Source organism: Azospirillum oleiclasticum, assembly GCF_013423485.1.
In the GTDB taxonomy this organism is placed as follows: domain Bacteria; phylum Pseudomonadota; class Alphaproteobacteria; order Azospirillales; family Azospirillaceae; genus Azospirillum; species Azospirillum oleiclasticum.
Window position 1 is genome coordinate 1 of the sequence record NZ_JABFFR010000062.1, and the last position, 13,878, is coordinate 13,878.

The 13,878-nt window shown below is 71.1% G+C and carries 13 protein-coding genes; 9 read left to right on the top strand and 4 right to left on the bottom strand.

Annotation, left to right across the window (positions count from 1 at the left end; translation table 11 throughout):
- A partial coding sequence (locus HL658_RS34625) for a lysylphosphatidylglycerol synthase domain-containing protein (RefSeq protein ID WP_180287725.1) occupies positions 1 to 419 on the top strand: 419 nt, incomplete at its 5' end.
- Positions 420 to 577: 158 nt separating this feature from the next.
- Here the strand turns inward: HL658_RS34625 and HL658_RS34630 are convergent.
- The 3 genes from HL658_RS34630 to HL658_RS34640 form a co-directional block, all read right to left on the bottom strand.
- The gene (locus HL658_RS34630) at positions 578 to 2,485 is read right to left on the bottom strand and encodes a tetratricopeptide repeat protein (protein ID WP_180286733.1); all 1,908 of its coding nucleotides are present in this window, start codon (positions 2,483 to 2,485) and stop codon (positions 578 to 580) included.
- A 95-nt stretch (positions 2,486 to 2,580) separates the two neighbouring features.
- The gene (locus tag HL658_RS34635; protein ID WP_180286734.1) at positions 2,581 to 3,018 is read right to left on the bottom strand and encodes a hypothetical protein; all 438 of its coding nucleotides are present in this window, start codon (positions 3,016 to 3,018) and stop codon (positions 2,581 to 2,583) included.
- A 10-nt stretch (positions 3,019 to 3,028) separates the two neighbouring features.
- Positions 3,029 to 3,622, bottom strand: coding sequence for a D-sedoheptulose-7-phosphate isomerase (locus HL658_RS34640; RefSeq protein WP_246338254.1), 594 nt, complete (start codon positions 3,620 to 3,622; stop codon positions 3,029 to 3,031).
- A 322-nt stretch (positions 3,623 to 3,944) separates the two neighbouring features.
- On the opposite strand from HL658_RS34640, the gene HL658_RS34645 reads away from it, so the two are divergent.
- The 7 genes from HL658_RS34645 (at position 3,945) to HL658_RS34675 (ending at position 11,989) form a co-directional block, all read left to right on the top strand.
- Positions 3,945 to 6,110, top strand: coding sequence for a peptidase domain-containing ABC transporter (locus HL658_RS34645; RefSeq protein WP_180286735.1), 2,166 nt, complete (start codon positions 3,945 to 3,947; stop codon positions 6,108 to 6,110).
- Positions 6,107 to 7,489 carry an HlyD family type I secretion periplasmic adaptor subunit gene (locus tag HL658_RS34650; RefSeq protein WP_180286736.1) on the top strand — a complete coding sequence of 461 codons (1,383 nt, stop codon included), beginning with the start codon at positions 6,107 to 6,109 and terminating at the stop codon, positions 7,487 to 7,489. The genes HL658_RS34645 and HL658_RS34650 overlap by 4 nt, the downstream gene beginning before the upstream one ends.
- Entirely contained in the window at positions 7,486 to 8,943 is a 1,458-nt protein-coding gene (locus HL658_RS34655) for a tetratricopeptide repeat protein (protein WP_180286737.1), read from the top strand. Before HL658_RS34650 ends, HL658_RS34655 begins: the two co-directional genes overlap by 4 nt.
- Positions 8,940 to 10,280, top strand: a complete 1,341-nt coding sequence (locus HL658_RS34660; RefSeq protein ID WP_180286738.1) for a tetratricopeptide repeat protein — start codon at positions 8,940 to 8,942, stop codon at positions 10,278 to 10,280. The genes HL658_RS34655 and HL658_RS34660 overlap by 4 nt, the downstream gene beginning before the upstream one ends.
- Positions 10,277 to 11,188: a hypothetical protein gene (locus HL658_RS34665; RefSeq protein WP_180286739.1), complete on the top strand. Its 912-nt coding sequence runs from the start codon at positions 10,277 to 10,279 to the stop codon at positions 11,186 to 11,188. The genes HL658_RS34660 and HL658_RS34665 overlap by 4 nt, the downstream gene beginning before the upstream one ends.
- A gap of 86 nt (positions 11,189 to 11,274) precedes the next feature.
- The gene (locus HL658_RS34670; protein WP_180286740.1) at positions 11,275 to 11,643 is read left to right on the top strand and encodes a BrnT family toxin; all 369 of its coding nucleotides are present in this window, start codon (positions 11,275 to 11,277) and stop codon (positions 11,641 to 11,643) included.
- 76 nt (positions 11,644 to 11,719) lie between these two features.
- Positions 11,720 to 11,989: a helix-turn-helix domain-containing protein gene (locus HL658_RS34675; RefSeq protein WP_180286741.1), complete on the top strand. Its 270-nt coding sequence runs from the start codon at positions 11,720 to 11,722 to the stop codon at positions 11,987 to 11,989.
- A gap of 39 nt (positions 11,990 to 12,028) precedes the next feature.
- Here HL658_RS34675 and HL658_RS34680 read toward each other — a convergent pair whose 3' ends face one another.
- Positions 12,029 to 12,646: a TylF/MycF/NovP-related O-methyltransferase gene (locus HL658_RS34680; protein ID WP_180286742.1), complete on the bottom strand. Its 618-nt coding sequence runs from the start codon at positions 12,644 to 12,646 to the stop codon at positions 12,029 to 12,031.
- A 219-nt stretch (positions 12,647 to 12,865) separates the two neighbouring features.
- Here HL658_RS34680 and HL658_RS34685 point away from each other — a divergent pair, with 219 nt between their 5' ends.
- Positions 12,866 to 13,837 (top strand): NAD-dependent epimerase/dehydratase family protein, encoded by a 972-nt coding sequence (locus tag HL658_RS34685; protein WP_180286743.1) that lies wholly within the window; start codon positions 12,866 to 12,868, stop codon positions 13,835 to 13,837.
- Positions 13,838 to 13,878 lie beyond the last annotated feature (41 nt).

Below are 13,878 nucleotides of genomic sequence, written 5' to 3' on the forward strand. Positions count from 1 at the left end.
GCTGGCCCGAGGCGACCGCCCGGGCCTGGACGCGCGGGCGCCGGCTGCTGGCCGAGCTGGGCGGGCTGCTGCGCCGGCCGGGGCTGGCCGCCGCGGCGGCGGCGCTCAGCCTCGCCATGCTGGGGCTGGGGGCGGCGGCGCTGATGGTGCTGGCGCGCCCGCTGGTGCCGGATTTCCCCTACGCCACCGCCTGGGGGCTGCTGGTGGTGGTGCTGGCGGCGCAGATAGCACCCCTGTCGATCAACGGGCTGGGCGTGCAGGAGGCGCTGTTCACCCTGTGCCTGACCCAGGCCGCCGGCTGGACGGCGGAGGACGCGGTCGCCTACGGGCTGCTGGTGCGGCTGCTCACCATCCTCACCAGCCTGCCGGGCCTGCCGGTGACCCTGCGCCTGCTGCGCCGGAGCCCGGCGGCGGGGTGAGCGGAGCGAATACCAGGCTTCGATGAGTAGCACTCATCGGAGCCTGGTTGGGCCGTCGAGGCCCCTGCCAAGCCCATGCCCGCGAAGCCAAGGCCCGCGGATGCGGGCCGCCCGGCGTCTGAGGGGCATTGATCGGTCACGATCAATGCGAATTGGTATCAGGTCCAGGGTATCAGCGGGCGGATGCGGCGGGCGGGAACGTCGGGCTCGACGAAGATCCGCGCGGTGGTGTTGAGCCGCGCCGCCAGCAGGCTGAAGCCGCTGGAGGCGCTGATCCCCACCACGTCGGCCTGGCTCAGCACGTGGAAGTCCTGGAGATACTCCAGCCCCGGCCAGGGCCGGATCACGTCGGGCAGCGCCACCGGGGCGAACTCCGCGAAGTCGGCCTTGACCCCGGCCAGGTCGTCGCTCGCCAGATAGAGCACCGGCCGGTGAAGCGTCGGCCACAGCGCGCGCAGCCACTCCACGTACCAGGCGGTCTCGGTGATCGGGTAGCGGTACTGCACGAAGTCGCCGCGCCGGATGTGGATCGCCACCACCGTGTCGCCCAGCGCCCGCAGCCGCTGCATGGCGGGGTCCAGGAAGGGCCTCCACACCGGCCGCGGCTTCAGCCAGGACTGCACCCGCTCCCGCCATTCCGCCCGGTGCTCGAAGAGGAAGAGCGGCGACAGGATGTCGCGGTCCGCCACCGGCGCGTGGTTGCCCCGCCCGGTCAGCAGGTCGTTGAGGATGCGGCGCGGGAAGTTCATGGGGGCGAGCGGGCCGCTCTGCGGCGGGTCGTCCAGGTCGAAGAAGCGGCCGCCGACCCAGTCCGGCGTTTCCAGCACGCAGCCCCGGCTCTCCGCGTACAGGCGGACCAGCACATACTCCAGCGCGTTGTGGGCGAAGCGCCCGTGTGTGGCGAGGGTGGAGGAGGTGAGGCGCGGGCGCGACGGGTCGGGGTTGGGCGTACGCGTCAGCCGTACGCCCAGTGCGGCCAACGTGGAATCCAGCGCCGCCAGCGACTTGATGGTGAAGAAGCGGCTGCTGTCGCCGCGCACGCGGGCGAGCCGGGCGGCGGCGTCCTGCGGCCGCCCCTCGTGCAGGTCGAGGGAGGCCAGCGCCGTCAGGCATTCGCCGGGGTGCACCCGGCCGTCGCCCAGCGGCCGCTCCATCAGGCCGGTGAAGAAGGCGCGCGCGTCAGTCGTCCGGCCGTTGCCAGCCATGATGTCGGCCAGCGTGTCCAGCGCCGTCTCCACCTCCACGCCGGGATGGACGAGCGCCTGGCGCAGCTCCGTCTCCGCCTCCGCCGGGCGGCCGAGCAGCCGCAGCACGACGCCGGCCCGCACCAGCCCGTTGTGCAGGCCGAACCGGGCGGCGCGGCGGTAGGCGGCCAGCGCCTCCTCCCCCCGCCCGCCGGCGTGCAGGGCGTTGCCCTGGTTGTAGTACAGCTCCGGTCCCGCCGGCAGCAGGGCCAGCCCGCGGCGGAAGGCGGCGACCGCCGCCCCGATCCGCCCCTGCTCGAGCAGCGCGTTGCCCAGGCTCATGTGCACGGCCGGGAAATCGGCGCGCAGCGCCAGCGCGCGGCTGTACGCCTCGACCGCCTCGTCCACCCGCTCGGCCTGGCGGAGCGCCAGCCCCAGGTCGTGATGGGCGCCGACATCGCCCGGCTCCAGCCGGATGGCGCGGCGCAGGACGGCCGCCGCCTCCGGCCAGTCGCCCGGCCCGCCGCGCCCGCACAGCAGGGTGCCCAGGTTGCGGCAGGCGGCGGCGGATCCGGGCGTCAAGGCCAGCGCCCGGCGGTGCGCCGCCGCCGCGCGCTCGGTCTCGCCGGCCGCCTGCAGCGCGTTGCCGTAATTGCCGAAGATCTCGGCGATGCCGGCCCCGGCGGCGATGGCGCGGCCGATCAGCCCGACCGCCGCCGCCGCGTTGCCGATGGCGCGCTCGACCAGCCCCAGCAGGTGCAGCGCGTCGATGTTGCGGGCATCGACCTCGAGGATGCGGCGATAGACCGCACCCGCCACGTCGAGGCGGCCGGCGCGGTGATGCTCGACCGCCAGGGCCAGGGCTTCAGGGATGGTCGGCATGTTGCGGCTGCCCGGTGATGGAGGGAGGTGATCGGACGAGGGCCCCGACGGGAACCGTCCCGGTGTGGCGGCAGGCCCCGGTGTGGCGGCAAGCCTCAATGCGGCGGCAGGGCGCACACCCGGTCGACCATGCGCAGCACCCCCTGGGCCAGCCGCACGATCGCCGGCGAGGCGATGAACAGTTCCCGCAACGCCCGCTCCTCGCCGAAGCGCAGCACGAAGCCGTTGGGGTTGAAGACGACCGCGATGCGCGCGGTCTCCGACAGCACATGCTGGGTGCGGCCCTGGAACACCGCCTCCAGCAGCGCCCGGCCCAGCTCGCGCGCGTCCTCCGCCTCGATCGACGCGATGGTCGCCTCGGTGCGGCTCTCGTTGAACAGGAACACCGCGTCCAGCCGGATGCCGCCGCCGGCATCCTCGGCGATGGCGACGTGGGTCAGGAACTTGCCGTCGGGGAACAGGACGGTGCGGTCGTCCATCTCGACGTTGACGACGAGACGGGCGCGCGCCGTGGCGCTGGACAGGTCGTTCATCCCCGCTTCCTCACGCGGCCGCCAGCCGCGCCTCCACCTGCTCGCACAGGAAGTGGTAGAGGCAGATGTGCGCCTGCTGGATCAGCGGCGTGTGGCGCGACGGCACGTCGAGCAGCACGTCGGACAGCGCCGCCAGCTTGCCCCCGCCCTCGCCGGTCAGCGCGACGGTGGCCATGCCGGCGGCGCGCGCCGCCTCGAAGGCCTTCACCACGTTGGCGGAGTTGCCGGACGTGCTGATGCCGAGCAGCACGCCGCCCGGCTCGCCATAGGCCTCCACCTGGCGGGAGAAGACCGTTTCGTAATCGTAATCGTTGGCCCAGGCTGTCAGCACCGCGGCGTTGGAGGACAGGCAGATCGCCTTCAGCCCGCGCCGCTCCTTCAGGAAGCGGCCGACCAGCTCGCCGGTGATGTGCTGGGCGTCGGAGGCCGAGCCGCCGTTGCCGCAGACCAGCAACGCCCGGCCGGCCCCCAGCGCCGCCGTCACCAGCGCCGCCGCCGCCTCGACGCGATCGTCCGCGCCGGCGTCGCGCAGGCGCTGGAGGACGTCGATCGAGCGGTCGAGATAGGCCGTCAACGCCGACGGCTTGGAAACGGACATGTCCATGGGTGGTGCTGGCTCCGTGCCGCGAGACCGGTGCGGACATTGCCAAGCGGCGGCATGGGCTTCAACGGAAATATGCCCGCCCCGCCCCGCAGCGCCCCTGGAAAGCCGGTGACAGGACGGCGCAAAATGGCTAGCGTCCCCCCCGCCCGGACGAGGCGCCGCCCGCCGGCCGCGGGCCGCCGCCCGTGCGGTGGCCGCCCGTGGCATCCGTTGGACCGGTGCGGCGCGCCGGTTTCCCGGCATGGACCGTCTCATCCGGATGCGGTAATGCATACCGGCCATTGGCGGTAGGACGCGCCATGTTTGAAGAAAGACTGATGCCATGAGCTTCGAAGCCGCATGCGCCCAAACCGCGGTCCGCTGTCTGGCGACCGTGGCCCGGCACCACGGCGTCGACACCTCGGCCGAGCGGCTGATCCATGACTTCGTGCTCGGCAACGAGGAGCCGCCGCTTCCCTTCCTGCTGCGCATCGCGCGCGAGATCGGGATGCGCGCCAAGACGGCGACGCTGTCGTGGGACGACCTGTTCGGGCTGGGCGACGCCTTCCCGGTGCTGGTGCGGCTGAAGAACGGCAACATGATGCTGGCGGTCGGCACCGGCACCCGCGGCAGCACCCGGCTGGTGCTGCTGCAGGATCCGCTGGCCGAGGACGCCGGCGTGCTGACGCTGGACGAGCACCGTTTCACCGGCGCCTGGGACGGCACCGTCGTCTTCGTCAAGCGCGGCCTCGCCACCGAGGCGGAGGAGCGGCCCTTCGGGCTCAGCTGGTTCATTCCCGAGATCGTGCGGCACCGCCGCCTGTTCCGCGACATCGCCATCGCCTCGCTGATGCTGTCGGCGCTGACGGTGGCGTTCCCGGTGTTCATCCAGCTCGTCTTCGACCGCGTCGTCGTGCACCGCAGCCTCGACACGCTGTACGTGCTGGCCATCGGCATGGTCTGCGTCGTGGGGTTCGAGACGCTGTTCAACTACCTGCGCCAGTACATGGTGCTGTTCGTCACCAACAAGATCGACGCGCGCATCAACACCAAGACCTTCAACAAGCTGATCAGCCTGCCCATGGACTTCTTCGAGCGCACGGCCTCCGGCATGACGCTGAAGAACATGTACCAGACCGACCGCATCCGCTCGTTCCTGACCGGGCAGGTGTTCATGACGGTGCTGGACGGGCTGACGCTCTTCGTGTTCCTGCCGCTGCTGTTCTTCTACAGCCCGCTGCTGAGCGCCATCGTGCTGGGCTTCTCGCTGGTGATCTGCATCGGCGCCGCCTCGGTGATCCCGATCCTGAAACGGCGGCTGCAGGGGGTGTACGAGGCGGAGGTGCGCCAGCAGTCCTTCCTGGTCGAGAACATCCAGGGCATGCGCACGGTCAAGTCGCTGGCGCTGGACGCCCGCCAGCGCAAGAACTGGGACCGCCGCGTCGCCCACACCGTCACCAAGCGGTTCGAGACCGCCAAGCTGACGATCTTCATCCAGTCCTTCATCCACCCGCTGGAAAAGATGATGCAGGTGGCGGTCATCGGCGTCGGCTCCTGGCTGGTGCTGGAGAACGAGATGACCATGGGGGCGCTGATCGCCTTCAACATCCTGACCCAGCGGGTGACCCAGCCGCTCGTCCAGTTCTCGCAGATCATCCCGGCCTTCCAGGAGGTGTCGATCGCGGTGGGCATGCTGGGCACCATCATGAACCACAAGAGCGAGCAGGGCCGCACCGGCACCGGCCTGCGCACCCCGCTGAAGGGCCAGGTGGAGTTCCAGAACGTCCGCTTCCGCTACGCCCCCGGCACGGCGCCGGCGCTGGACGACATCTCCTTCACCATCCCGCAGGGCACGATCTTCGGCATCATGGGCCGCTCCGGCTCGGGCAAGACCACGGTCACCCGGCTCCTGCAGCGGCTGCATTCGCCGCAGGAGGGGCTGATCAAGATCGACGGGCACGACCTGCGCGAGATCGACCTCGACCACCTCCGCTCCTCGATCGGCGTGGTGCTGCAGGAGAATTTCCTGTTCACCGGCACCATCCGCGAGAACATCGCCGCCGGCAAGCCGAACGCCACGCTGGAGGAGGTGTTCCGCGCCGCCCGGCTGGCCGGTGCCGACGAGTTCATCGAGCGGCTGCCGCGCGGCTTCGACACCATGCTGGAGGAGGGGTCCTCCAACCTGTCGGGCGGCCAGCGCCAGCGCCTCGCCATCGCCCGCGCGCTGCTGCTCGACCCGCCCATCCTGATCCTGGACGAGGCGACCAGCGCGCTCGACGCCGAGAGCGAGGCCATCGTGCAGGCCAACCTGATGAGCATCGCCCAGGGCCGCACGCTGATCATCATCTCGCACCGCCTGTCCTCGCTGGTGCCGGCGCACAACATCCTGGCGCTCGACCGCGGCCGGGTGGTGGATGTCGGCCGCCACCAGCAGCTCCTGGACCGCTGCTCCATTTACCAGCAGCTCTGGTACCAGCAGAACCGCCACCTGAAGGGGGTCGAAGCGTGAGCGCCCAACTGCCGGTCGCCATCCAGACCGCCAAGCGGCCGGCCGTGCCGGCCGTGCCCGACAAGAAGCGGGACGTCGCCCGCGTGGTGAACGAGTTCCAGCTCGACACCATGGAGATCGAGACGCGGCCGGACCCGCTGGCCGCGCGCGCGACGCTGATGTCGCTGGCCGCCTTCGTCATCGCCGCCATCGTCTGGATGTCGCTGACCCAGCTCGACCGCATCGTCTCCGCCACCGGCACCATCATCTCCACCGCCCCCAACATCGTCGTGCAGCCGCTGGAGCCGGCCACCATCCGCTCCATCGAGGCCAAGGTGGGCGACGTGGTCAGGGCCGGCACCGTGCTGGCCCGGCTCGACCCCACCTTCGCCGTCGCCGACCTGGACCAGATCGAGGCGCGCATCGCCAGCCTGAACGCCGCCGTCGCCCGGCTGGAGGCGGAGCAGGCCAAGACCGCTTTCGTCCTGCCGCCCAACCCCAGCGAGTACGAGCAGCTCCAGTCCGCCATCTGGAAGGAGCGGCAGACCGAGTACGCCGCCCAGATGCGCCTCTACGACGAGCGCGCGGCCCGCGCCCGCGCCTCCATCGCCGCCATCACCCGCGAGCGCGAGCAGCTCCAGCAGAACCTCAAGATCACCCGCGAGGTCGAGGACATGCGGGTCGAGCTGGAGCAGAACAAGACCGGCAGCCGGCTCAACTCGCTGATCGCGCGCAGCACCCGCATCAGCATGGAGCGGGAGCTGACCAAGCTGGAGAACAACCTGACCGAAAGCCGGCACGAGCTGGAGGGGATCGAGGCGGAGCGCGCCGTCTACCAGCGCCGCCGCGACAGCGAGACGGTGCAGGAGCTGGTGACCAAGCGCGACGAGCGCAACAGCCTGTCCGAGCAGCGGATCAAGGCGCAGCGCCGCAAGGAGATGGTGCAGCTCACCACCCCGGTGGACGCGGTGGTGCTGGAGGTGGCCGAGCGCTCGGTCGGCTCCGTCATCAAGGACGGCGAGGCGCTGTTCCGCCTGGTGCCGGCCGACAGCCCGCTGGAGGTGGAGGCCAACGTCGAGGCCCGCCAGATCGGCAACGTCGCCGTCGGCGACGAGGTCCAGATCAAGCTGTCGGCCTTCAGCTACATGGAGCACGGGGTGGCGCACGGCGTCGTCCGGGTGATCTCCAGCGACGCCTTCACCCCGAAGGAAGGCGGCGAGCCCTTCTACCGCGCCCGCATCGAGATCACCGACATGGACCTCACCAACATGCCGGCGACCTTCCGCCTAATCCCCGGCATGCCGCTGTCGGCCGAGATCAAGGTCGGGCGGCGGAGCATCATCCGGTACCTGCTGCGGCCGATCCTGCGCAGCTTCGACGAGGGTCTGCGCGAACCATGAGCCTGTTCCGGAGCCGCAAGCCGACCCCCGCCCGCCGCGGCCGGGGCAACCTGAAGGCCGCGCTGGAGGCCTATTCCCAGGGCGATTTCCCCACCGCCTTCTCCCATTTCCTGCCGCTCGCCGAGGCCGGCAACGCCGAGGCGCAGTACCATCTGGGCATGATGTACGGCTCCGGTCTGGGCGTCATGCGCGACTCCGGCGATGCCGCCGCCTGGCTGCGCCGCGCCGCCGAGCAGGACCATGCGGAGGCGCTGTTCCAGTACGGGCTGCTGCTCGCCAGCGGGGCCGCGGCCCCCAACGACAACGACCCCGCCGTGCGCTGGCACAAGCGCGCGGCGTCGCGCAACCCGGCCGCCGCACAGGCCAACCTGGAGCTGCTGCACCCCAACGGGCTGGGCGTGGCGCAGGACCAGGCGGAGGCCGTCCGCTGGTACCGCCGGGCGGCCGATCTGGGACACGCGCCCTCGCAGACCAACCTCGGCATGATGCATGTGATCGGCCAGGGTGTGCCGCGCGACGCGGCGGAGGGGCTGCGCTGGCTGACCGCCGCCGCCGGGCAGGACAACGCCGCCGCCCAGTTCCACATCGGCAGCCTGTACGCCACCGGCGAGGGGGTGGAGCGCGACCCGGCCGCGGCGCTGGACTGGTACCGCAAGGCGGCCGACCAGGGCCACGTCATCGCCCAGCTCAACCTCGGCCTGATGTACGCCAACGGCCAGGGGGTGGAGCGCAGCTACGAGGAGGCGGCCCGCTGGTACGCCGCCGCCGCCGAGCAGGGCAACGCCGCCGCCCAGGTCAATCTGGGGCTGCTCTACGCCAACGGCCAGGGCGTGCCGCGCGACTACAGCAAGGTGATCGAGTGGTTCCGCAAGGCGGCGGAGCAGGGCAACACCTCGGCGCAGTTCAATCTGGGCTTCATCTTCGCCAACGGCGTCGCCGGCCGGCAGGACTTCGCCGAATCGGTGATCTGGTACCGCAAGGCGGCGACGCTGGGCAACGTGGCGGCGCAGGTCAACCTCGGCCTCATGTACGTCAACAGCCAGGGCGTCATGCAGGATTTCGAGGAGGCCGCCACCTGGTTCCGCAAGGCGGCCGAGCGCGGCAACGCCACCGCCCAGGTCAATCTCGGCCTGCTCCACGCCAACGGCCACGGCCTGCCGCAGAGCCACGCCGAGGCGGCCCGCTGGTTCCAGCAGGCGGCGGCGCAGGGCAACAGCACGGCGCAGGTGCATCTGGGCCAGATGTACGCCGACGGACGCGGCGTGCCGCAGGACACCACCCAGGCGTACATGCTGCTCAGCCAGGCGGCCTCCGCCCTGCCGCCGGGCGAGGAGCTGAACCGCGTCACCGCCAGCCTGAACGCCATCGCCGGCACCCTGTCGTCGGAGGATCTGCAGCGCGCGACCGAGCTGGCGCGCGGCCTGCGTGAACCCGTGCCGTCGGCCGGCGCATGACCGGCATCGACATCCCCACGGTGGAGCGGCTGATCGCCGCCAACCCGCAGGATGGCGGCGCCTGGAGCGCGCTCGGCGTGCTGCTGCGCCGCGCCGGCCGGTCGGAGGCCGCCGCCGCCTGCCAGTTCCGGGCGCTGGAGCACGCCCCCACCCAGGCCGGCATCTGGTCCAACCTGGGCAATGTGCTGACCGAGCTGGGCCGGCACGACCGGGCGGTGGCGGCGCACGCCCGCGCGTCGGCACTGGCTCCGGGCGAGCCGACCATGCTGTTCAACCAGGCGATCGGCTGCCGCAAGTCGGCGGACTTCGCCGGCGCGCTGCGGGCGCTGGACCGGCTGCTGCGGATGGCCCCGGACCATGTGACCGGGGAGTGGGAACGCGCCCTCACCCTGCTCCAGACCGGCGACTACGCCCGCGGGCTGCCGGCCTACGAGGTGCGCCGGCGGATCCCCAGCTACCGCAACCGGCCGGTGCCCGGCACCCCCTGGGACGGCCGCCCGCTGGCGGGGCGCACGCTGTTCCTGTCCACCGAGCAGGGCTTCGGCGACGCCCTGCTGGCCGCCCGCTTCGTGCCGCTCCTGCGCCGGCTGGCGGACGGGCCGGGCAGTGGTGGATCGGGGGGTGGGCGCATCGTGATGGAATGCCACGCCGAGCAGCGCCGGCTGCTGTCCGAGCTGCCGGTGGACGGCACCATCCCCGCCGGCGCGCCCTTCCCCGCCTATGACGCGCACGCCTCGCTGATGAGCCTGCCCTGGCTGCTCGGCGCCACCACGGCCAGCCTGCCGCCGCCGGTCCCCATCCATGTGCCGGACGCCTCGCGCGAGAAGGCGCTGCGGCTGGTCGGGCCGCCGGACGGGCGCCGCAAGGTCGGCATCGTGTGGTCGGGCCGCGTCACCTTCGCCGACAACGCGCGCCGCGCCACCACCCTGGACCGCTTCCTGCGCTTCGCCGGGGTGCCCGGGGTGCGGCTGTTCAGCCTGCAGAAGGGGCCGCCGGAAGCCCAGCTCGCCGAGCTCGGCACCAGCGCCCTGGTGACGCCGCTGGGGCCGCATTTCGACGATTTCGCCGACACCGCCGCGGTGCTGGAGCGGCTGGACCTGATCGTCATGACCGACAGCTCGGTCGCCCATCTCGCCGGCTCGCTGGGCCGGCCGGTCTGGAACCTGGTGCAGTACGTGCCCTACTGGATCTACGGAACCGAGGCGGACGGGGAGCATACGCCCTGGTACCCCTCCATGCGGCTGTTCCGCCAGGGACGCGACGAGGACTGGGACCCGGTCTTCGCCCGCGTCGAGCGCGAGCTCGCCCGTTTCGCCGCCACCGGAAAAGCCTCATGACCAAGGTCGCCTTCGTCTTCTCCTGCAACGACCGCTATTTCCCGCTGGCCAAGGGGCTGGTGCTGTCGCTGGCCGACCATGGCTGGCCGGACGCCGACACCTCGCTGACGCTGATCGACATCGGCTGCACCGACGCCGACCGCGCCTGGTGCGCGGAGCACCGGGTGAACGTCGTCCGCTTCGACTACCGCGACCACTACCGCTTCCCGGCCGACGCCCAGATCAAGCCGCATTACGGCTCGTTGCTGTGCCGGCCGCTGATCCCGAAGCTGGTTCCGGGCCACGAGCTGTACGTCCACATCGATTCCGACATCTGGGTGCAGGAACGCTCCTTCCTCCAGGACTACATCGACATCGGGCTGCGCCTCCCCGACCGCACGGTGATCACGCCCTGCCTCGACTACAGCTACCAGTCGGAGTTCAAGAAGACCTTCGAGCATCTGCAGGCGATCCGGCGCGGCTACCTGAACCTCTACGGGCCGGAGATCGCCAACAGCTACTTCGTCCGGCCGCTGCTGAGCTGCGGGCTGTTCGCCATGCACCGCGACAGCCCGATCTGGGAGATGTGGTACCCGCAGCTGGTCGCCGCCTTCGGCCGCAACTTCGACATTCCCGGCGACAAGCCGGCGTCCGAGCAGCTGGCGCTCAACTACCTGCTCTACCAGACCGAGTCCTTCATCCCGCTGAGCGCCGGCCACAACTACCAGGGCCATGGCGGCTTCATCCTGCGCGCCCAGTCCAGCGGCAAGGTGGTGGTGGGCTACCCGCCCTACGAGACGGTGGGGATCATCCACCTGACCTGCGCCGAGATCAACATGGCCACCTACCACCGGTACGCCCTGCTCTACGACATGGGCCGCTACCTGACGGCGGAGGACCGCCGCATCCTCGGCATCACGGCGGGGTGAGGCACGGACACGGAGTCGCGGCGGTTTTCCCTGGCCAAAATACGTCAATGACGTAGAATCCGCCAGGTCGCACCGGGAAACCCTGCGTGACCGGATTAGAATTCGATCCTGCCAAGAACGCCGTGAATCTGCGCAAACATGGCGTTCCCCCGGCCCTCGGCGTGGATGCCCTGGCCGATCCAAATCTGATCGAACGGGAGGACCGCTCGATGGATTGCGGGGAGGTCCGCTGCACCGCCCTCGGCATGGTCGCCGGCACGGTCCATGTCGTCGTCTTCACCAAGCGGGCGGATCGGATCCGGTTCATCTCGGTCCGTCCGGCCGACCGCCACGAAACCGACCATTATACCGGCAAGCCAATGACTTGGCTTGCCGTATTGCGTTCAAACGCCACGCAGGCTTTCCGCGCCCATGTGGGCGCGCCGCCGCGGTCGCGGCGGCCGGCGAGCGCTTGAAGAGGTCCGTTCGAGCGCTCGCCGGTATTACATCCGGATGCGGGGGTGATCCCCTTTCCCCCAGGGAGTTCCCGGCATGATCGACGCTTCCGATCCCGACAACCCGCCGCTCACCGACACCGATCTGGCCGCCATGGCACGCCCACCGCTGGCGCGGCGGGTGCGGCGCAGGCTCGGGATGAACCAGCAGGCCTTCGCCGACCGCTACGGCATTCCCCTGCGCACCCTCCAGGAATGGGAACAGGGACGGCGCGAGCCCGACGCCACCGCGACGAGCTACCTGACCGCGATCGGCCATGACCCCGAAGGGGTGGCCCGCGCGCTCGCCGCAGGGCGGGCCGCCTGACGGGCGGGCATCATCCCGCCCGCTTTCCCGACACCCGCCTTACTCCGCCACCTTGATCAGGAACGCCACGCGGGACAGCACCGTGCGGTGGATGCGGGCGGGCAGGCGGTGGCGGCTGAGATAGTCGTGCACGGCCAGCGAGCAGCCGTCCCAGTCGTCGTAATCGTCGATGATGATGGCGCCGCCGGGGCTGACCAGGGGGTAGAGCGCCTCCAGGCAGGTCATGGTGCTCTCGTACCAGTCGCCGTCCAGCCGCAGCACCGAGATGGGGCCGCCGGCATAATGACCGACCGTGTCCTGGAACCAGCCGCGGTGGATGTGGATGCGCTCCGGCGCCACGCCCTGGGCGTGGACCAGGGCGGCGAAGCCCTCGTAGTCGGCCGAGCAGTTGTTGAAGTGGCCGGGGGCGTCCGGGTCCTTCTGGTAATCGACGGCGGCGGTGCCGTCCTTCTCGGCGTCGGCGGGGGGCAGCCCCTCGAAGCTGTCGAAGAAGTGGAACCGGCGGTCCGGCGCGTTGCCCGCGGCCTCCGACACCGCCATCAGCCCGCAGGCCATGCCGCCGCGCCAGGTCCCGCACTCCACGAAGTCGCCCGGCACGCCGCGGCCGACATGGTCGGCCAGCATGATGTTCTCGATGTAGCGGTTGCCGGGAATCATCGTGCGGCTTTGGAATCTGTTATAGATTTCCACATAGGCTCGCGGAACCTGCAGGTTCACCGGCTGGAAGGAAAAGCTCCGGTCGACGGGCATTGGACGTCCTCGAATGGGAATGGCGGTGCAGGGTCGCGAAGGCGTGCATAGTATGCTTCACCGGCGATTTCCACAGACGAAATGCGGCCGTCGGGCCGGCGGTCACAGCGAGGTTCCCCCATTCACATGACGACACGCATCCTGGTCCTGGGCGCCGGCGGTTTCATCGGGACGCATCTGTGCGCGGCGCTGGCCGCGGAGGGCTGGGACACCATCGGTTTCGGCCGCGGCGAGCGGCCGGCGGAGCTGGCCGGCGTTCCGGGTGTTTCCTGGATCCGCGGCGACCTTGGCGACCGCGCGCTGCTGCGCCGGGCGCTGGAGGGCTGCCGGGTGGCGGTGCATCTGGTGGGCTCCACCGCCCCGGCCGGTGCCGGCACCGATCCGGTGACCGAGCTGCAGGCGGATCTGGCCGGCGGCGTCGGGCTGCTGGAGGCGGTGCGCGAGGCCGGGGTCGGGCGGGTGGTCTTCGCGTCGTCCGGCGGCACGGTCTACGGCCTGACCGGCGACGGCCCGGTGCCGGAGACGGCGCCGACCGAACCGCTCTGCTCCTACGGCATCGTCAAGCTGGCCTTCGAGAAGTATCTGGCGCTGCACCGCCACCTGCACGGGCTGGACTACCGGGTGCTGCGCATCGCCAACGTGTTCGGCGAGCGCCAGCGGGTGCGCCGCCAGCAGGGGGTGATCGCCGCCTTCATGACCGCCGCGGTCGAGGGCCGGCCGCTGGAGGTGTGGGGCGACGGCTCGGTGGTGCGCGACTACGTCTACATCGGCGACGTGGTGGACGCGCTGGTGCGGGCCGCCCGGCTGCCGGTCGTGGCGCACCGGGTGGTCAACATCGGCAGCGGCGCCGGCCGCTCCCTGACCGAGGTGATCGACGGCATCACCCGTCTGCGGCGCACCCATGGCGCCCGCCCACCGGAGGTGGTGCACCGGCCGGGTCGGCGTGTCGATGTGCCGCGCATCGTGCTCGACATCGCCCGCGCCCGCGAGGCGCTGGGCTGGGAACCGGCCACCCCCTGGGAGGAGGCCCTGACCCGCACCCACCGCTGGTACGCGGCGGAAGCGGCGGAGGTCGGCGTCCTGGCGGCGGCCGGCTGACGGGAGCGGTGACGGGGGGCGGCACGAGACCCTACCCTTGA

Coding starts and splice junctions, on each gene's coding strand:
- HL658_RS34675 (WP_180286741.1), top strand. CDS start 11,720: ATGATCGACGCTTCCGATCCCGACAACCCGCCGCTCACCGACACCGAT.
- HL658_RS34680 (WP_180286742.1), bottom strand. CDS start 12,646: ATGATTCCCGGCAACCGCTACATCGAGAACATCATGCTGGCCGACCAT.
- HL658_RS34640 (WP_246338254.1), bottom strand. CDS start 3,622: ATGGACATGTCCGTTTCCAAGCCGTCGGCGTTGACGGCCTATCTCGAC.
- HL658_RS34645 (WP_180286735.1), top strand. CDS start 3,945: ATGAGCTTCGAAGCCGCATGCGCCCAAACCGCGGTCCGCTGTCTGGCG.
- HL658_RS34685 (WP_180286743.1), top strand. CDS start 12,866: ATGACGACACGCATCCTGGTCCTGGGCGCCGGCGGTTTCATCGGGACG.
- HL658_RS34635 (WP_180286734.1), bottom strand. CDS start 3,018: ATGAACGACCTGTCCAGCGCCACGGCGCGCGCCCGTCTCGTCGTCAAC.
- HL658_RS34655 (WP_180286737.1), top strand. CDS start 7,486: ATGAGCCTGTTCCGGAGCCGCAAGCCGACCCCCGCCCGCCGCGGCCGG.
- HL658_RS34630 (WP_180286733.1), bottom strand. CDS start 2,485: ATGCCGACCATCCCTGAAGCCCTGGCCCTGGCGGTCGAGCATCACCGC.
- HL658_RS34660 (WP_180286738.1), top strand. CDS start 8,940: ATGACCGGCATCGACATCCCCACGGTGGAGCGGCTGATCGCCGCCAAC.
- HL658_RS34665 (WP_180286739.1), top strand. CDS start 10,277: ATGACCAAGGTCGCCTTCGTCTTCTCCTGCAACGACCGCTATTTCCCG.